Here is a 17,533-nt window from a genome sequence, read left to right on the forward strand (position 1 = left end):
TGGGGGCCGCAGTTTGCGCCCCCGTCAGGACTTCCTGCTCATCACGTAGTATTCCGCTGCCTCTTCATGCAGACGCCGGCCCGTCGTGGCCTGCCAGGGATCGATTAACTCAATGCCGCAATGGATAAAGTTTTGGGTATTGCGCGTGGCCAGGGTGGCACCGTAATGCAGGCAGGTGGCGGCGATTTGGGTATCGACGATGCCCATTAGCCGGCCCTGACGCTGATTTTTCTCCATAAGTTCCGCGTATTGCAGTGCGCAGAGTGTATCAAATGGCAGGGTTTGCTCATCAAATCTAATCTGCACTGCCTCCGCCAGCTTGTGTTTGAATTCGCGCTGCCGTTTCCCATCAGGCATACAGGCAACTCCACTGAACAACTCGGCGAGAACTATCGCACTCAGATAAAGCTCATCATTGTCTTTTTCATTCAGCCATCTGATGACGTTATAGTGCGGGTTGGGGCGCAACGTTTCTGAAACCACGTTGGTATCGAGAATAATCATAATTGGTCATCGTCGTCGTCAAAGGTGACAATACGCGGCGGCGTGGTATCGCGCGGTGGGATCTCCAGTTCAACCCCGCCCAACTCGGCAAAGTGTTGATGCATCCAGGTGCCTAACCCATAACGCGGCGGTTTTTTCACTAATGCCTGTTTCAAAATCATGCGAGCTTCCTCCTCCATGGAATGGCCATTTTTTGCTGCCGAGACGCGCAGCAACTCCTTTACTTCGTCGTCCAGATTTCTGACGGTTATGGTAGCCATTGAAACCTCCGTTGCTATCAATGATTGCACTGCATTATTATCTCTTTGCGTCGATCAAAAAAACAACCAATAAAAATAAAAAAAGGCGTGATATCCACGCCTTAGCTGAAGCTGTAAAAGGAAGCTATTACAGTTTTGGACCGGCGCTGACCAGCGCTGCACCCGCTGGAGTGTCGGTGTATTTGTCAAAGTTGGTGACAAAACGCTCGGCCAGATCCTGTGCCTTCTCTTGCCATTGCTCAATGCTGGCGTAAGTGGCGCGCGGATCCAGGATATCCGGGTTGACGCCCGGCAGTGAGGTTGGCATCGCCAGATCGAAGATCGGCAGGGTAATGGTTTCTGCCTTATCGATTTCACCGCTGAGGATCGCATCGATAATACCGCGAGTATCTTTGATCGAAATGCGTTTACCGGTGCCGTTCCAGCCGGTGTTGACCAGGTAGGCCTGGGCACCCGCAGCCTGCATGCGCTTCACCAGGACTTCTGCGTATTGCGTTGGGTGCAACGACAGGAAGGCTGCGCCGAAGCAGGCGGAGAAGGTTGGGGTCGGCTCGGTCACGCCGCGCTCGGTACCGGCCAGCTTGGCGGTAAAGCCGGACAGGAAGTGGTACTGGGTCTGGTTGGCGGTCAGGCGAGAAACCGGTGGCAACACGCCGAAGGCGTCCGCAGTCAGGAAAATCACCTTGGTGGCGTGGCCGGCCTTGGAAACTGGCTTGACGATATTCTGGATGTGATAGATCGGGTAGGAAACACGGGTGTTTTCGGTTTTCGAGCCGTCGTTGAAATCAATCGTACCGTCGGCCAGCACCGTGACGTTTTCCAGCAGCGCATCGCGTTTGATGGCGTGATAGATATCCGGCTCGGCTTCTTCGGACAGCTTGATGGTTTTGGCGTAGCAACCGCCTTCGAAGTTGAACACGCCGTCGTCATCCCAGCCGTGTTCGTCATCGCCAATCAACTGGCGTTTTGGATCGGTAGACAGGGTGGTTTTGCCGGTGCCGGACAGGCCGAAGAACACCGCCACGTCACCTTTTTCACCCACGTTAGCCGAGCAGTGCATGGAAGCGATGCCTTTCAGCGGCAGCAGGTAGTTCATCATGGAGAACATACCCTTTTTCATTTCGCCGCCGTACCAGGTGCCACCAATCAGCTGCATGCGTTCGGTCAGGTTGAAAGCGACAAAGTTTTCCGAGTTCAGGCCCTGTTGCTGCCAGTTCGGGTTAGTGCATTTGGCGCCGTTCATCACCACGAAGTCCGGTTCGAAATCCTGCAGTTCTTCTTCCGTCGGGCGAATGAACATGTTTTTGACGAAGTGCGCCTGCCAGGCAACCTCGGTGATAAAGCGGACTTTCAAGCGTGAGTCGGCGTTGGCGCCGCAGAAGGTATCCACCACAAACAGGCGTTTGCCGGAGAGCTGCGTGGTGACCAGCTGTTTCAGGTCAGCCCAAATTTCCGGACTGAGGGGTTTGTTGTCGTTTTTGCCTTTACCCTGATCGGCCCACCAGACGGTGTCGCGGGTGATGTCGTCACGGACGATGTACTTATCTTTCGGGGAACGGCCGGTAAAAATACCGGTGTCGACGGATACAGCACCCAGCTTGGTTACGACCCCACGCTCATAACCTTCCAGAGATGGGTCTGTTTCTTCCTTGAACAGCAAGTCATAACTCGGGTTGTGAACGATTTCGCCGACGTTATGAATCCCATAAGCGGCCAAATCCTGAGGGGTTATACCTTTAACACGCATGTCACTACTCCTTGGTCACAGAATTTCTGGCGCCAATTGTAGGGATTCAGCAGCGAGTAACCGCGATAGGTATCAAATATTTAACGTTTTAGTCGGTTTTTCGTTACGATCTGAGAGATAGCACACGGAAAAAAGCAAACGTGCAAACGAGGTGAATGAGCGGGCGCAGGGCGCGCCCGCCGATATGGGGTGCTACTTAGTGCAACTGATCGCTGTCACCGGTGTTACCAGTGTACAAGGCGGCGACGTCTACGGCGTCAAACACATAGTGATTGCCGCAGTAATCGCAGTGCATATCGATATTGCCATCCTGCTCCAGCATTTGGGCCACTTCGTCGGTTGGCAAGGTGACCAACGCATCAGCGCAGCGCTGACGTGAACAGGTACAACGGAAGATCACGTCCTGTGGTTCATACAGAGTGACTTCTTCCTGGTGATACAGGCGATACAGCACTTCATTGGCCGGCAGGCTGAACAGCTCTTCGCTTTTCACCGTGTTGGTCAGTTGTACCAGATGATCGAAATCATCGGCATTGCCGTCCTGTGCCGGCAGCACCTGCAGCAACATACCGCCCCCGGCCGGTTGGCCTTCGAACTCGCCGGTGCGAATGAACAGACGGGTTGGCAGCTGTTCGGACTGGCGGAAGTAAGCCTCAAGGCATTCGGCCAGCGTTTCGCCTTCCAGTGCCACTACGCCCTGATAGCGCTCGCCTTCGGTTGGCGCGATGGTGATCACCATGACGCCGTTGCCGATCAACTGATGCAGCGTGCTGTCATCGGCGATTTCGCTCTGTACGCGCGCTACGCCACGCATTTCCTGGCGGTTGTTGCCGTTAATCACGGCCAGCTTCAGCGGGCCGTCACCCTGCAATTGTACGGTGATATCGCCGTCGAACTTCAAGGTTGCGGTCAGCAGGCTGGTGGCTACCAGCAGTTCACCCAGCAGTTTTTTAACCGGCGCCGGATAATCATGGTTGTTCAGGACCTGCTGATAGGTTTCGCTGACGGTAACCAGCTCACCGCGCACCGCGTAGTTTTCAAACAGGTAACGGTGCAATTGGTCATGGTTAGACATAGTTTTCTCTCATTGCGGCGAGGGGTTATTCCTGCTCACCAAATTTAAATTTAATCAGGTCGCGCCGCTCTTTCTTGTCCGGACGGCGGTCCGGATGCGGCATGGTCAGCGCATTCATCTTGCGTGCGAGCGCCACTTTCTCTCGATTGGCGATGCTGGCTTCGGTTTCCTGATACATCTGCTGCGCCTCGTCGGCGCCGCGCCGTTGGCTGGCCAGAGCCAGAACGATCACCGTGCGTTCATCGTTACCCTGACGCAGCTTGATCTCGGCATTGAGCTCGACATTCTTGCTCGGCTTACCGCGCTGTCCGTTATAGTGCACCTTGCCGCCGTCGATCATGTCCCGCGCCAACGCGCGGGTTTTGTAGAAACGAGCCGCCCAAAGCCATTTATCCAGCCGGACCGCGTCGTCCCGTGTTTCCTTATCTTTCATTGCTCCCCCTTGGCTAACGCCGGTATCAACAGGCGGTAGTCGCGCATTGCCGGGTAGTGTCGAAAGGTTTTCTCCGCCATGCTGGAGTCCGGATTCTGCACGCCCAGGCAATAGCGAATACCGAAGGTGCGGGCAGCATCCAGAATAGGTTCACCGTCGTCGACGAACAGGGTGCGTTGCGGATCAAATCCGGTGTGTTGCTGCACGGCCTGCCACAAACGCTGATCTTCTTTCGGATAACCAAATGTGTGGGTAGAAAGTAATAAATCAAGGTGGCGATCCAAACCGGTATGCTCAATTTTTACCGCCAGGCTGTGCGGATGGGCATTGGTCAACAGGATAGTCCGGTGACCTGCGGCTCGCAATGCCTGCAAAAAGGGCTCGGTGTCCTCACGCAGGCGTGCCCGGCTGCCGACCTCCGTGGTCATGCGGTAAATATCAAGATCCAGCCGTTCGCTCCAGTAGTCGAAGCAGTACCAGTTCATGGTGTGCTGCACCGCCAGATATTCCTGGTGAATGATTTTACGCGCTTCGTCGAAGGGAATAGCACGCTGCTCGCTCAGGGCTTGTGGCACCAGGCTGAGCCAAAAGTGGCTGTCGAACTCCAGATCGAGCAGGGTGCCGTCCATATCCAGCAGCACGGTATCAATTTCACGCCAGTCAAACTCGGGAACCATGAAAACTCCATAGGCGAACCGTCGGGGGTCCGCAGGATAAGGGGAATAGCGTTAGCGTAGCATAAGCGGATGACAGGAAGCAGGCCGACGAACGACTCAGGGCATTGGCCGCAATGACATTGGGGAGAGCTGTGGGTTAAAGCAGCTTTCGTAATAGCGCTGGATATCGGCGGTTCGGTGCTGGTTGATGCGGCGGCGCTGCACCAGTCGCCAGGTGTTGTAGCCCAGAACGACGGCGACCGTCAGCAGCAGCAGGCTGGTACCGAGATAGCGCCACAGGGTGATGATATCCGGCTCGCTGTGCAGCGCAATATGGCGTGTACCATTGGCGTCGACGCTGATATTGGTGATCACGCCCTGAGCTTCAAACGGCGTATGCAGCAGCATGCTGGCCAGACGTTGCAGCTCATTCCATTGATCGAGCGCGTTGTACTCGTTTAAGGGGACTGCAGGCTGTGGGTGATTGACCAGCTGCTTGCCTTCATCGCTGCTGATCAGGAACCCGCCAGGTGGAGGGCTGTTGAGCGCGGCGGCAGCCTGTCGGGTTTCGCTGTAGACAAACGACGATGCGGCAACCTTGGTCAGGCTTTCCAGCGATTCGGCACTTACCGGGCGCAGCAACACGTTGACCCCCTGCAAAGCGCCCGACTTGGCGCGTTTTACCAGGGTAGCCCAGTTCTTGACGTTACCCAGGTTCACCAGGGCGTTTTTCAGCCGAACGCAGTCGTTGTCCGCCTGGCACAGATCCTGCGTTTTCAGCACGATATCGGAAAAATCGTCCAGCAGGATCATGCCGGATTTCTCAATCGCGCTGGCCAGCTGCGGGTTGAGTTTCTGATCGGTACCGTCGGGATGTAGCTGGGTATTAACCGTCGCCAGCAACGCTGAAGCTTTGTCGATGATATCGGATTCCGGCTGTGGCAGAGGGGCTGCGTTGTTCCAGTAAATGCCTGAGCAGTCGAAAGGCATAAAGTTGGAGGTGTGCGAACCGCTGACCGGTGGCGGCACATAACACATACCGTTGCCTTGAGCTTTCAGGGTATCGCCGATGCGCAAGGTGGCGCCTTCGAGAGCCTGAACGTTGGTCACTTCGATTTTTTGCGCGCCCTGCAGCCAGGCCATGCTCAGCTTAAGCGGCAGGCTTAGCGGAATATAGGTCAGCAGCAGCACCAGCACCAAAAACGAACTGGCCATCAGCACCGCGTTTCTGCCCCACTGCTGCAACGGGAAGTTTTTCACCTCATCATGCAGAGAAAGGAAGCGTCCCTGGCGCAACACCTGGCGGTTAAGGTAGATATCCACGTCGGTGGTCTTGCCCAGATCCTGGGTGATATAAGGCTGCCAGTGCGGCGGATAAATAAGATCGATGATGCCGAGAGAGATATTGCTGATCTGCCCCTGATTAGATTCGCCAAACAGCCCCCAACGCTTGGGGGTGCCACGCAGGCAGTGCACTTCTTTCAGTTCGCGTGATGTCGGCCGACGGAACAGATTCCAGCAACCCCAGGCGATCATCAGCACGGCGACCACTATCATCCAGGGAATGACCACCACCGGGCTTATCAGGCTGAAGAACAGCAGCAGCAGGGCAGCCGAGATAACGGCGGCTTCCTTGATGCCGTTCGGGCGAGTTAGCGCATGTTCTTCCGGCGTTTCCTTGCGGATATTCACCAGCTCGACATGCTCGCTCTCTTCCTTGCGAATGGAGGCATTTTGGCTCGGGGCTGCTTTCACCACCGGCGGTTGCGGCCGATCGTGAATATGGTCTTTCAGCGAATGCCCGTTGAGGGAGATAACCAGCGGTAACGTCTGGGTTCTGATCACTTCCACATGGTTATCGGCGCTGATGTACTGTTCCCAGAACGGTGGCAGATGCACCTCTTCGGCGTCCAGATAATAGCGCCACTTGTTGGGTTCATCGCTGGCCAGCCCATAGCGGGTAATGGCGTGGGTAATGGGGTAGACGTTATCGCTTTGCGGGGTCAGCGCCAGCTTGGCGGAAGGCAATGAGCCGTTACCGGGCAACAGTTTGTTGCTCAGCTTATTTTGCTGGCCGAGATAATGCTCGACGGCGGTGCGCTCTTCGCCGGTCAGTTTACGGTGTGTGGGTTTGATAAAGGGCAACGCGCGCGTGAGCAGCGGCTGATTGCGGGCTTTAAACCAGAGATACAGGCCAGCGGCAATCAGGCAGGCAAGCACTAAGGCCAATATCAACACTATTGTGCTCATGCTATCCCCATCTTGGACCCGTGAACCTCACCAACCTGATGAATCGTGGCGCATTATACGCAGTCAAATCACCAAGAGACACCCTGAACAGTGACGGGAGGAAAGATTCTCCGCCGGGATCTCATTTATTGATAATAACTGCCCGTTTTATCGCCATGTCTTACCTGCGTGATGATAGCAATCGGGCTCTTCTATCGGTATCGGCATTATCTTATTTTAATGCACTCTTTTTTACCCGAGAAAGACAGAAAATCGGCAGGTGCTGGCTACAGTTGTTAAAAAAAAGTAAATTACTGCTTGTGCTCGTTGCGGCAAAGGTTCTCATTAACGCACAATGTGATCAAGATCGGTTTTGGTCAGCGTTTGAGCGCAAGTGAACTGCGCGTCACGCCAATCATTATTCTGGTTATCTGCGTCATCACGCCTGATGTTGTGGCCTGCCGCCGGATAACTCATTTGAGGCAATCATGGATAAACACCTGCAAAAACCTAAAATTCTGAAAGTTGAAACGGTCGCACGTTCGCGTTTATTTAACGTTGAGTCCGTCGATCTGGAGTTCAGTAACGGTGTACGGCGGGTGTATGAGCGGATGCGGCCCTCGGACCGTGAGGCCGTGATGATTGTGCCGGTGATTGGCGATGACTTGCTGCTGATCCGTGAATATGCGGTGGGTACCGAATCTTATGAGCTGGGGTTCCCCAAGGGGTTGATCGATCCCGGTGAGGGTGTGTTGGAGGCGGCCAACCGTGAACTGATGGAAGAGGTGGGGTTTGGCGCCAAACGTTTTGATTTCCTCAGCAAGCTGACGATGGCCCCTTCGTACTTTTCCAGCAAAATGAATATCGTGCTGGCGCACGATCTCTACCCGCAGAGTCTGGAAGGGGATGAGCCGGAGCCCTTACCGCAGGTACGCTGGCCGATTGCCGATATGATGGCGTTGCTGGCCGAACCGGATTTCCGTGAGGCTCGCAATGTCAGTGCGCTGTTCCTGACCGAGGCATTTTTACGCGGTTCACGTTAATCGTTGATTGCTAGATAAAAAAAGGGCCAGATTTCTCTGGCCCTTTTTTTGTTAGAACAGCTCGTGGCTCTCGCCGCCGGGATCCGTCAACGTCGTGCCGGTATCTCGCGATGGGTAGTCCGTTGGCTGAGTCCCTTCGATGAAGTACTCGGAGCGACTGCCGCCGCCGCCGCCAGAAAGCTTGCCGCTGCTCTTGTCGATGGTGACGCTGATGATGCCCGGTGGTGGAGTGACCTTCTGCTCCGGAATGCCTTCCAGCGCGGTTTTCATAAAGTCGTCCCATGCCGGCTGTGCACTCTTCGCACCGCCTTCACCGCCGGAAATCTGATCCGGTATCGCGCCTGAAGCCGTAGCACGGCCAAGGTCACGGCGATGGTCATCAAAGCCAATCCATACCGAGGTCACGGTATCCGGGCCATAGCCGGAGAACCAGGCATCTTTCGAGCTGTTGGTGGTCCCGGTTTTACCGCCGATATCACGACGCTTCAGGTCACGACCCGCACGCCATGCGGTGCCCATCCAGCCCGGTTCGCCGAAAATGTTACTGTTCAGCGCGTCGTGCATCAGGAACGCCAGCGGGGTGCTGATCACGTGTGGCGCATACTGCTGATCGCCATCCTGGAGCACCTGAGCCGGAGTCACCTGCTCCAGTTGCGGCATCGGCACGCTGCCATTCTTGCCTTCCTGCGACGTAGCGACATTTTCAATATTGTCTTCAGAAAGTACGGCGGAACGGTGGGTATCACCGTAGATCACCGGCAGATTACAGCTGCTGCAGACAATCTTCGGCTTGGTTTCGAACACCGTGTTGCCGCTATCGTCTTCAATCTTGGTGATAAAGTACGGATCCACCAGGTAACCGCCGTTAGCCAGAACCGCATAGCCGCGCACCAGTTGCATAGGGGTGAACGACGCGGAGCCTAACGCCAGTGATTCGGTGTGCACGATGTTCTGCGCCGGGAAGCCGAAACGCTGCAGGTATTCTGCCGCATAGTCGACGCCCATCGCACGCATCGCACGCACCATCACTACGTTCTTCGACTGTCCCAGACCCTGACGCAGACGAATTGGCCCATCGTAGGTTGGCGGTGAGTTTTTCGGTCGCCAGTCGGTACCGGCGCCCGGATCCCAACGGGTGATCGGCAGGTCATTCAGGATGGTTGCCAGGGTCAGGCCCTTGTCCATCGCGGCGGTGTACAGGAAAGGTTTGATATTGGAACCGACCTGACGCAGCGCCTGGGTAACGCGGTTGAACTTGCTCTGGTTGAAGTCGAACCCGCCGACCAGCGCCTTCACGGCCCCGTCATTCGGGTTGATCGACACCAGGGCCGAGTTGACGTCCGGCACCTGTGACAGCCACCAATTTTCGCCCACCTTACGTACCCAGACTTGCTGACCGGCCTGCACTACGTCGGTGACGCGTTTCGGCGTTGGGCCCTGCTGAGTATCGGATTTGTAAGGACGTGCCCAACGCATGGTCGCCATCGGTAGCGCAATGTGGCTGCCGTCAGCCATCATCGCCGTCGCTTCTTCGGCGTTGGCCGAGACAATCACCGCCGGAGACAGCGGGCCGTAGTTCGGCAGATTCTTCAGCGAATCGACGATCTGTTTTTGATCCCACGCCGCTTCACCAACTTTCCACAGCACGTTGGACGGGCCGCGGTAACCGTGGCGCATATCGTAGGCCAGCACGTTGTTGCGTACCGACTCCTGCGCCGCCAGCTGCAGCTTTTTGGTGATGGTGGTGTAGACCTTGTAACCGTCGGTATAGGCGTTGTCGCCATAACGCTTGATCATCTCTTGACGCACCATCTCGGAGAGATACGGGGCGGAGAAGCTGATTTCCGGTGCATGGTAGTTGGCCACCAGTTCTTCGCTACGGGCCTGATCGTACTGCGCCTGAGTGATGTAATGCTCATCCATCATGCGCGACAGCACCACGTTGCGGCGCGCGACGGCGCGATCGTGGGAGTAAAGCGGGTTGAAGGTAGACGGTGCTTTTGGCAAGCCGGCGATGGTCGCCATTTCGCTTAAGGTGAGCTGGCTAACGTCTTTACCGAAGTAAACCTGAGCCGCGGCACCCACGCCATAGGCGCGATACCCCAGATAGATTTTGTTCAGGTACAGCTCGAGAATTTCGTCTTTGCTCAGCATCTGTTCGATGCGAATCGCCAGGAAAGCTTCCTTGATTTTGCGCATCAGGGTGCGTTCCGGGCTTAAGAAGAAGTTTCTCGCCAACTGCTGGGTAATGGTACTCGCCCCCTGCGACGCATGGCCGGAGACCAGCGCAATAGAGGCGGCACGGAAGATACCGACCGGGTCGACGCCATGATGCTCATAGAAGCGGCTGTCTTCGGTAGCGATAAACGCATGCACCATAACCGGTGGAATTTGGTTCAACTTCAGCGGAATACGGCGTTTTTCACCGTATTGGGCGATCAGTTCGCCGTCGGCGCTGTAAACCTGCATCGGTATTTGCAGCCGCACATCTTTCAGCGTCGCAACGTCAGGCAACTGTGGCTCGACATATTTGTACAAGCCAAAGATCGAGGCTGCCCCCAATACGATGCAACACACTGCAAGGATTAGTAAATACTTTACGAACTTCACCTGAGATTTCCCATTTTCATGTCATTTGGGCAGTTTATAAACAACCGCGCGGTAGTATAAAGGCAAGCCTGCAACATGGATATGTTCTTTTATCATCTGACGATATGGAGGTCGGGCGAAATATGTTCACTCAAGCATGGCAGGTGGGGCTGGATATACAAAGTCACTGCATTCGCGCCCTGGCGGTACAGCGCCGCCGCAACGGTTGGCAACTGCGTCACTGGTGGCAACAAAGGCTACCGCAACCGGTGTTGCGAGAAGGCTGCCTCGAACACCCCGAGCTGCTGATTCAGGCGCTGCGACAATGGCGAATTCAGTTACCAAGACATATTTCCTTACGCATTGCTTTGCCCGCGCAGCGGGTTTTACAGCAGCAGATGCCGCTGCCGGACGCCAGGCTGAAAGAGCCGGCTCGCGGTGAATACATCACCAACCAGGGATTAAAACAGTTCCCGCTGGACAGCCAGTCGCTGGCTCTGGATTACCGTCCATCACCGGCAGACGCTGCCACTTTGCTGCTTACCGCTGCGCGACAGCAGGAGCTGGAACAGTGGCTGCATTGCTTGCACCAAGCCAATTTGCAGCCGCAGGCGGTGGATATTACCCCTTGCGCGCTTCGCACGATGGCGACAGCGGCAGGCGTGTCGACCGAAACCGGTTTGCTGCATCGCCTCGAGCTGGAGTGGTTATGGGTTGCATCACCTTCTAGGTCCTTTGCCTATGGGGTTGTCCCAATGGTGGAGGCCACAGAGGCGGGTCAGGCGCTGGCGGCAATGCATGCCGCCTGCCAGCCACTTGCTACGCAGCAAATTTACTATAGCAGCGTGCTGGATGAGCTGCCTCCGCCAGGATGTTTGTCCTGGTCTCCATTTAGCGCTTTTAGTCAACTGCGTCCACCACAGCCCCTTATACCGGCGGCATTTGTATTAGCCGGGGGTTTGGCGCTGCGCACAGAGGACAACTAGCTGATGTATCAGGTTAATCTTTTGCCCTGGCGCACTCGAGCTCAGCGTCGGCGCGCCACTTTCTGGTTGCGCCTGTTGGTGTTGCAACTGGCGCTGGCTGCGGCGGTGCTGACGGGGGTTTTGGGGGTGTTAAACCGTCAGCAGGATCAAGAGTATCTGGCACTTTTGACGCTGGTCGGGCAGCAGACGGAATTGACGGAACGTTTTCAGCAACGGCAACGGGCAATGGCTCGCCTGGCACGCTTAACCGCGCAGGTGGAGCAACAGGGCAGAAATGGGGTGCACAACCGACGTTACCTTCAATTGCTGCAACAGCTGTCGCCCCTGTTGCCCGCAGCGTTGTGGCTTATCGCATTGGATACTAATGCACAAAATATCCGTCTGCGGGGCCTGAGCCGCCGTTATGAGGCGGTGACTCAGTTTGAACAACGGCTAGTTGCGTTGCCGTTGTTGCAGCACGGCCGCCTGACTGAGGTGGTGCAGCGTCAGGATGGTTTGTTTTCATTTACCCTGACGGCACAGTGGGGGCGGGATGAATAAGCCTCTACCGCGCTGGCTAACGAGATGCTTGAACCTGCCGGGGTGGAAGCTGTTGCTGATGCAGTGGCTGGCGTTGAGCGGCCCGATCCTGCTGTTCGGCCTTCTGCTGCTACAGGACAAATGGCAGCAACTGGGGCAGACCCAGGTGGAGCGGCAACGCCTAACGCAACAAATGTCTCCGCTGTGGGCACAATTGGCCCGGATGCCGACAATGGAGGCTCTCAATCAACAACTGCAACAGGTTAAGCCCTCACCGGTGGCTAATGAAGCGGTGCTGGACGTATTGCAGCAAGTGGGGGCCGGGCTGCAACGCTGGCAGCAGCAGGAAAGTGCCTCGCGGCAAGCCCTACGGCTGCATCTTGAGTACGGCAGCTTATTAAGGCTGCTGGAAAAATTGCCCACCAGGCTACGCATCGATCAGATGACTGTTGAAACGCAGACGGAGGGGATGTCGGTGCATTTCACTTTCCAGGATGTGGCTGAGGCTGTGCGGGTTGCCCCCTATGAATAAAAACCTTGGATTCTGGCTGTTGTTGCTACCGATGGCGCTGCTGGCGCAGCCACGGGATCCTTTTCGACCGCTGCCTTCCCCCGACTGTCCTGCTGCGGCAGAGTCGCCGGTGAATTGGCGCTTAAAAGGTACCCTCGGACACGAGAGGCTGCGTTTTGCCTGGATAGTTACGCCGGGCGGAAAGTGGTTGCGAGTCAAACCCAGCCAAATGCTACTGGCTGGGCGTTGGCAGGTTGAGCAGATTCTGGAGCGGCAAGTGACGTTAAGCGCGGTTCAGAGTAATCCGGCCTGTTCGGTTGCCGAGGATAGGGTGGTGTTGGCGTTGGGAAAGCATAAGGAAGAAAAATGAAAGGATGTCGTTGGCTTGCAGCTTTGCTGTGGGGGAGTGCGTTCGCAAGCATAGCACAGGAGCCTGACCCCATTTCTCTGGAGTTTCAGGATGCGCCTGTGGCTGTGGTATTGCAGGCGCTGGCGGATCATCAGCAGCTTAATGTTGTCACCGCCGCAGGCGTGGGGGGAAACCTGACGCTGCGGTTGGATAAGGTACCCTGGCGGCAGGCGCTGGCCGTGATTTTACGCGTGGGGAAACTGACTATGACGCTGGAGGGCAACGTGATGATGGTGTTTCCCGAACCAAGCGAACAGGAAAAGCAACGACAACAGCTGGCTTTAGCGCAAAAACAGCCATTACACAGCGTGACCCTGCCGCTGAATCATGCCGATGCGACGGAGATTGCTGAAAATCTGAATGCTCAGGACGGTACCTTGTTGAGTGAGCGGGGCAGCCTGGTGGCGGACAAACGCACCAATGCCGTGCTGCTCCGCGATACCGCACCGATAGTGGCGTTATTGACGCAGCGGATCGCGGAGATGGATGTGCCATTGGCGCAGGTGCAGTTAGCGGCGCATATCGTCACTATTAACAGCGAAAGCTTGCGGGAGCTTGGTGTGCGTTGGGGGCTGGCGCCGGACGAGCGGCCAGCAAAGTCGTGGCAATTGGATGGCTTCAATGTGGCGTTGCCGTTGGAGCGTAGCGCCGTCAGCGCCGGTTTTCATCTGGCACGAATCGGTGGCCGTTTGCTCGATCTGGAACTGATGGCGCTGGAACAGGAGAACCGGGTGGAAATTATCGCCAGCCCGCGCCTGCTGACCGCTAATCTGCAGACTGCCAGTATCAAGCAAGGGACGGAAATTCCCTATGAAGTGAACAGCGGTGCCAGCGGGGCGACATCGATAGAATTTAAAGAGGCGGTGCTGGGCATGGAGGTGACGCCAAAAATTTTGCCGAATGGCCGTATTACCCTGACGTTGCAAATCAGTCAGAACATGCCGGGGCGCTCCATCAGCCGCGCGACAGGCGAGACGCTGGCGATAGATAAGCAGGAGATCAAAACCCAGGTGACGGTGAAAGATGGCGAAACCATTGTTTTGGGTGGCGTATTTCAGCGCCATAGCGCCCAGGGGGCAGATAAGGTGCCCGGTATTGGCGATGTGCCACTGCTGGGATCTTTGTTCAAACAGAGCAGCAAGCAGCATAAACGGCGTGAGCTGGTGATATTCATTACTCCGACATTGATTAAGGCCTGAGCGGCAATGTGTCAGGTTCGTGGGAAATCACCTAAAGTTGATGAGCAGATGCACTTTTTTATCGCCTTGGGGGCATCTGCGTTTGACGCTGCGACCGATTTAGCTTACAAGGGTTACCGAATTGAGCACCGAGGTTTTTTTTGTTAGCGCCAAGACGCCGTTAAAAACGTATGGTTTCCCTCCTGCGGCGTGGATTGCGATTTATTCGGTTGCCAAACTACCAAGAGTGTTGAGATAATTTTCCGTCTGATCTCGCACTATCGTTCATGAGGTTTCAGTTTAGGTCCCGCCGCTGATTTGATTGGCGGGGCGGGTTAACATTAACGAATTGTCTTAGTAATACCGAAAAACATGGCAGAGAAACGCAATATCTTTCTGGTTGGGCCTATGGGTGCCGGCAAAAGCACTATTGGCCGTCAGTTAGCTCAGCAACTCAATATGGAGTTTTTCGACTCCGATCAAGAAATTGAGCGACGTACCGGAGCTGACGTGGGCTGGGTATTCGACGTGGAAGGTGAAGAAGGTTTCCGCGATCGTGAAGAAAAAGTCATTAATGAACTGACGGAAAAGCAAGGCATCGTGCTGGCTACCGGCGGCGGTTCGGTTAAATCGCGTGAAACGCGTAACCGTCTGTCGGCGCGTGGCGTAGTGGTGTACCTGGAAACCACTATCGAGAAGCAATTGGCCCGAACCCAGCGCGACAAAAAGCGTCCGCTGCTGCAGGTTGATTCTCCTCCGCGTGAAGTGCTTGAAGCGCTGGCGAAAGAGCGCAATCCGTTATACGAAGAAATTGCAGATGTCACCATCCGCACCGACGATCAAAGCGCCAAAGTGGTTGCCAACCAGATTATCAACATGCTGGAAAGCAACTGATTGCGGTTTCCGTGTTCGCCACGGCAAATGCGGAAAGACTGATTGTGTTCCCCGCAGTAGCGGGGATAAACCACACTGAGAACTGAGCGCGACATGGAGAGAATTACCGTAACGCTTGGGGAGCGCAGCTACCCGATTACCATAGCCGCCGGATTGTTCAACGATCCGGCTTCTTTTATGCCGCTGAAGGCGGGTGAGCAGGTTATGCTGGTCACCAACCAAACCCTGGCGCCACTCTATCTGGACCACGTCCGGAAGGTGCTGGAACAGGCTGGCGTCATGGTGGATCAGGTGATTTTACCTGATGGCGAACAGTACAAATCTCTTGCCGTGCTCGAGCAGGTGTTCTCGGCGCTGTTGGAAAAACCGCACGGTCGCGATACCACGCTGATTGCCCTTGGCGGCGGCGTGGTAGGCGATCTAACCGGTTTTGCCGCCGCGTGTTATCAGCGCGGAGTCCGCTTTATTCAGGTCCCTACCACTCTGCTGTCGCAGGTGGACTCTTCCGTTGGCGGTAAAACCGCCGTCAATCATCCGCTCGGTAAAAACATGATCGGTGCCTTCTATCAACCCGCTTCAGTCGTGGTTGATCTGGATTGCCTGAAAACCTTGCCGGCGCGTGAGCTCTCCTCTGGTTTGGCTGAAGTGATCAAGTACGGGATTATTCTCGATCGCGATTTCTTTGTCTGGCTGGAAAACAATATTGATGCTCTGGTGGCGTTGGACATGCAGGCTTTGGCCTATTGCATCCGCCGTTGCTGTGAACTTAAGGCTGAGGTCGTTGCCGCTGACGAACGCGAAAGCGGTCTGCGTGCGCTGCTGAATCTGGGCCATACTTACGGCCATGCTATCGAAGCCGAAATGGGCTATGGTGTATGGTTGCACGGTGAGGCCGTCGCTGCTGGCATGGTGATGGCGGCAGAAACCGCGCACCGTCTCGGTCAGTTCTCCGCCGAAGATATTGAACGTATCAAAGCACTGTTATTACGCGCTGGCTTGCCGGTGTGTGGTCCGCAGGAAATGGCACCGGAATCTTATTTGCCACATATGATGCGCGATAAGAAAGTACTGGCCGGTGAACTGCGTCTGGTACTGCCGACGGCCATTGGCCAGGCGGAAGTCCGCGGCGGAGTTGGGCATGAAATGGTGCTTGCTTCCATCGCAGCTTGCCTTCCTGCAGGGAATGCCTAAGTAAATCGGACGAAGTAACAGTGGCTTAGCCGCCGTTTACATCTATATTAATTATGTGCAAAGCAGGCATGGCGTCGCTTTGACATCATCGGGTTAATCTGCCCGTGCCACGGTAAATCTACAGTGGTGGGCTTTTGCCTCTAGTTGGAGGGTTTCAGATGGATGAGTTTAAACCGGAAGACGATCTCAGACCTGATAGCAGCGATCGTCGTCCTGCACGTTCGCGCAAACCGGCTCCGGGACCGCGTTTTGCCGTTTCACGTCAGCATTTAATGATTGGTATCGGTATTTTGGTGCTGTTATTGCTGATTGTCGGCATTGGCTCGGCGCTGAAAGCGCCAACCAAGCATGAAGCGGCCCAGGAAGGCGCGCAAAATGGCGCGGCCAAAGACATTAACCTGTCCGGTTCTTCGTCGCTGACGGCCGGTAATTCCGGCGTTCCGGGTGGTACTACCGACACCAATGACAATAACGGTGTGAGCAGCAGTTCGCAGCCGCAAACCGTCAGCGTTCCACCGATCGCCAGCACCCCGACGGAAGCGCAACCGCAGCAGCCGCAGGGCGGCGCGCAGCAACGGGTCGATTTACCGGGCAATATGTCGGACGCGTTGTCGGCCCAGCAGGGGCAGGTTGATACCGCGGCGCAGGGCATGACGGGGCCGGCTTCGACCCTGCCGACGGCTCCTGCGACTCTGATGAACGGCGCAACGGCGAAAGAAACCGTACGTCCGGTTCAGGGAACGGCGCCACAGCAACACAAAACGCCGGCAAAAACCGTCAGCAAGCCGACGGCTACGACCTCGCAGCACAAAGCGCCAACCACGGTGTATACACCGGCGCCGACCTCTTCCGCCAAAGCGGGAGCGGCAAGTGCCAAGGCGGGAGCCGTAAGCGGCAACGCGGGTTCGCTGCAATCTGCACCGGCAGGCCATTACACTCTGCAACTGAGCAGTGCCTCGCGTTCCGATACGCTCAATGCCTACGCCAAGCAGCAGAAACTGCAGCATTATCTGGTGTACGCAACCCAGCGTGACGGTAAACCTTGGTATGTGCTGGTGAGTGGCAACTATGCCTCTTCGGCAGAAGCGAAGCGCGCAATCGCGACGCTGCCAGCGGATGTTCAGGCGAAAAAACCATGGGTTCGACCTGTACGCCAGGTACAGCAAGAACTGAAAAAGTAACCCGGTAGATTTCAAGCTGCAGTCAGACGGCAAGAGCAGGGGTTTCAGACATTAAGGGGCGCAGCATGCTGCGCCCATGTTAATCGGGGTGCGCCAGTTAACCCGCGACAGATGACTGAAGTGGCCTG

The 17,533-nt window shown here is 55.9% G+C and carries 17 protein-coding genes; 9 read left to right on the plus strand and 8 right to left on the minus strand.

Going from position 1 to position 17,533, the window contains the following annotated elements:
* Nucleotides 1-24: 24 nt before the first annotated feature.
* The 7 genes from M2407_RS21490 to M2407_RS21520 form a co-directional block, all read right to left on the minus strand.
* Nucleotides 25-504: a type II toxin-antitoxin system VapC family toxin gene (locus M2407_RS21490; protein WP_046372473.1), complete on the minus strand. Its 480-nt coding sequence runs from the start codon at nt 502-504 to the stop codon at nt 25-27.
* A complete protein-coding gene (locus M2407_RS21495; RefSeq protein ID WP_142816252.1) occupies nt 501-764 on the minus strand; it encodes a FitA-like ribbon-helix-helix domain-containing protein in 264 nt (87 codons plus the stop codon). Before M2407_RS21495 ends, M2407_RS21490 begins: the two co-directional genes overlap by 4 nt.
* A gap of 127 nt (nt 765-891) precedes the next feature.
* Nucleotides 892-2,511, minus strand: coding sequence for a phosphoenolpyruvate carboxykinase (ATP) (gene pckA / locus M2407_RS21500; RefSeq protein ID WP_020837351.1), 1,620 nt, complete (start codon nt 2,509-2,511; stop codon nt 892-894).
* A 196-nt stretch (nt 2,512-2,707) separates the two neighbouring features.
* A complete protein-coding gene (gene hslO / locus M2407_RS21505; RefSeq protein ID WP_259219697.1) occupies nt 2,708-3,586 on the minus strand; it encodes an Hsp33 family molecular chaperone HslO in 879 nt (292 codons plus the stop codon).
* Between the two features lie 25 nt (nt 3,587-3,611).
* On the minus strand, nt 3,612-4,019 hold the full coding sequence (hslR, locus tag M2407_RS21510) for a ribosome-associated heat shock protein Hsp15 (RefSeq protein WP_020837348.1): 408 nt from the start codon (nt 4,017-4,019) through the stop codon (nt 3,612-3,614).
* Complete coding sequence (gene yrfG / locus M2407_RS21515; protein ID WP_046372475.1) at nt 4,016-4,696, minus strand: GMP/IMP nucleotidase; 681 nt, start codon at nt 4,694-4,696, stop codon at nt 4,016-4,018. The genes hslR and yrfG overlap by 4 nt, the downstream gene beginning before the upstream one ends.
* 96 nt (nt 4,697-4,792) lie before the next feature.
* Complete coding sequence (locus tag M2407_RS21520) at nt 4,793-6,925, minus strand: intracellular growth attenuator family protein (RefSeq protein WP_259219701.1); 2,133 nt, start codon at nt 6,923-6,925, stop codon at nt 4,793-4,795.
* A 467-nt stretch (nt 6,926-7,392) separates the two neighbouring features.
* Between M2407_RS21520 and nudE the strand changes: the two genes are divergently transcribed.
* Nucleotides 7,393-7,947, plus strand: a complete 555-nt coding sequence (gene nudE / locus M2407_RS21525) for an ADP compounds hydrolase NudE (RefSeq protein WP_006319109.1) — start codon at nt 7,393-7,395, stop codon at nt 7,945-7,947.
* 51 nt (nt 7,948-7,998) lie between these two features.
* On the opposite strand, the gene mrcA is transcribed toward nudE, so the two are convergent.
* Nucleotides 7,999-10,557 (minus strand): peptidoglycan glycosyltransferase/peptidoglycan DD-transpeptidase MrcA, encoded by a 2,559-nt coding sequence (mrcA, locus tag M2407_RS21530; RefSeq protein ID WP_128865277.1) that lies wholly within the window; start codon nt 10,555-10,557, stop codon nt 7,999-8,001.
* Nucleotides 10,558-10,679: 122 nt separating this feature from the next.
* Between mrcA and pilM the strand changes: the two genes are divergently transcribed.
* From pilM to M2407_RS21570, 8 genes are all read left to right on the plus strand, one after another.
* Entirely contained in the window at nt 10,680-11,522 is an 843-nt protein-coding gene (gene pilM / locus M2407_RS21535) for a type IV pilus biogenesis protein PilM (protein WP_259219708.1), read from the plus strand.
* 3 nt (nt 11,523-11,525) lie between these two features.
* The gene (locus tag M2407_RS21540; protein WP_259219710.1) at nt 11,526-12,062 is read left to right on the plus strand and encodes a PilN domain-containing protein; all 537 of its coding nucleotides are present in this window, start codon (nt 11,526-11,528) and stop codon (nt 12,060-12,062) included.
* Nucleotides 12,055-12,573 (plus strand): hypothetical protein, encoded by a 519-nt coding sequence (locus tag M2407_RS21545; protein WP_259219711.1) that lies wholly within the window; start codon nt 12,055-12,057, stop codon nt 12,571-12,573. The genes M2407_RS21540 and M2407_RS21545 overlap by 8 nt, the downstream gene beginning before the upstream one ends.
* Entirely contained in the window at nt 12,566-12,922 is a 357-nt protein-coding gene (locus M2407_RS21550) for a HofP DNA utilization family protein (protein WP_217331892.1), read from the plus strand. Before M2407_RS21545 ends, M2407_RS21550 begins: the two co-directional genes overlap by 8 nt.
* Nucleotides 12,919-14,160, plus strand: a complete 1,242-nt coding sequence (hofQ, locus tag M2407_RS21555; RefSeq protein WP_217331893.1) for a DNA uptake porin HofQ — start codon at nt 12,919-12,921, stop codon at nt 14,158-14,160. The genes M2407_RS21550 and hofQ overlap by 4 nt, the downstream gene beginning before the upstream one ends.
* Before the next feature lie 351 nt (nt 14,161-14,511).
* Nucleotides 14,512-15,033, plus strand: coding sequence for a shikimate kinase AroK (gene aroK / locus M2407_RS21560; RefSeq protein WP_004391482.1), 522 nt, complete (start codon nt 14,512-14,514; stop codon nt 15,031-15,033).
* Between the two features lie 93 nt (nt 15,034-15,126).
* Nucleotides 15,127-16,224 (plus strand): 3-dehydroquinate synthase, encoded by a 1,098-nt coding sequence (aroB, locus tag M2407_RS21565; protein ID WP_020837329.1) that lies wholly within the window; start codon nt 15,127-15,129, stop codon nt 16,222-16,224.
* Between the two features lie 158 nt (nt 16,225-16,382).
* A complete protein-coding gene (locus M2407_RS21570; RefSeq protein ID WP_259219715.1) occupies nt 16,383-17,405 on the plus strand; it encodes an SPOR domain-containing protein in 1,023 nt (340 codons plus the stop codon).
* The last annotated feature ends 128 nt before the right edge of the window (nt 17,406-17,533 follow it).

The sequence above is a fragment of the Serratia sp. BIGb0234 genome, from assembly GCF_024809915.1.
GTDB classification, from domain to species: domain Bacteria; phylum Pseudomonadota; class Gammaproteobacteria; order Enterobacterales; family Enterobacteriaceae; genus Serratia; species Serratia liquefaciens.

Bases quoted from the DNA above. Each gene is read 5' to 3' on its own strand.
- M2407_RS21490 (WP_046372473.1), bottom strand. From the start codon at position 504: ATGATTATTCTCGATACCAACGTGGTTTCAGAAACGTTGCGCCCCAAC.
- M2407_RS21495 (WP_142816252.1), bottom strand. From the start codon at position 764: ATGGCTACCATAACCGTCAGAAATCTGGACGACGAAGTAAAGGAGTTG.
- pckA (WP_020837351.1), bottom strand. From the start codon at position 2,511: ATGCGTGTTAAAGGTATAACCCCTCAGGATTTGGCCGCTTATGGGATT.
- hslO (WP_259219697.1), bottom strand. From the start codon at position 3,586: ATGTCTAACCATGACCAATTGCACCGTTACCTGTTTGAAAACTACGCG.
- hslR (WP_020837348.1), bottom strand. From the start codon at position 4,019: ATGAAAGATAAGGAAACACGGGACGACGCGGTCCGGCTGGATAAATGG.
- yrfG (WP_046372475.1), bottom strand. From the start codon at position 4,696: ATGGTTCCCGAGTTTGACTGGCGTGAAATTGATACCGTGCTGCTGGAT.
- M2407_RS21520 (WP_259219701.1), bottom strand. From the start codon at position 6,925: ATGAGCACAATAGTGTTGATATTGGCCTTAGTGCTTGCCTGCCTGATT.
- nudE (WP_006319109.1), top strand. From the start codon at position 7,393: ATGGATAAACACCTGCAAAAACCTAAAATTCTGAAAGTTGAAACGGTC.
- pilM (WP_259219708.1), top strand. From the start codon at position 10,680: ATGTTCACTCAAGCATGGCAGGTGGGGCTGGATATACAAAGTCACTGC.
- M2407_RS21540 (WP_259219710.1), top strand. From the start codon at position 11,526: ATGTATCAGGTTAATCTTTTGCCCTGGCGCACTCGAGCTCAGCGTCGG.
- M2407_RS21545 (WP_259219711.1), top strand. From the start codon at position 12,055: ATGAATAAGCCTCTACCGCGCTGGCTAACGAGATGCTTGAACCTGCCG.
- M2407_RS21550 (WP_217331892.1), top strand. From the start codon at position 12,566: ATGAATAAAAACCTTGGATTCTGGCTGTTGTTGCTACCGATGGCGCTG.
- hofQ (WP_217331893.1), top strand. From the start codon at position 12,919: ATGAAAGGATGTCGTTGGCTTGCAGCTTTGCTGTGGGGGAGTGCGTTC.
- aroK (WP_004391482.1), top strand. From the start codon at position 14,512: ATGGCAGAGAAACGCAATATCTTTCTGGTTGGGCCTATGGGTGCCGGC.
- aroB (WP_020837329.1), top strand. From the start codon at position 15,127: ATGGAGAGAATTACCGTAACGCTTGGGGAGCGCAGCTACCCGATTACC.
- M2407_RS21570 (WP_259219715.1), top strand. From the start codon at position 16,383: ATGGATGAGTTTAAACCGGAAGACGATCTCAGACCTGATAGCAGCGAT.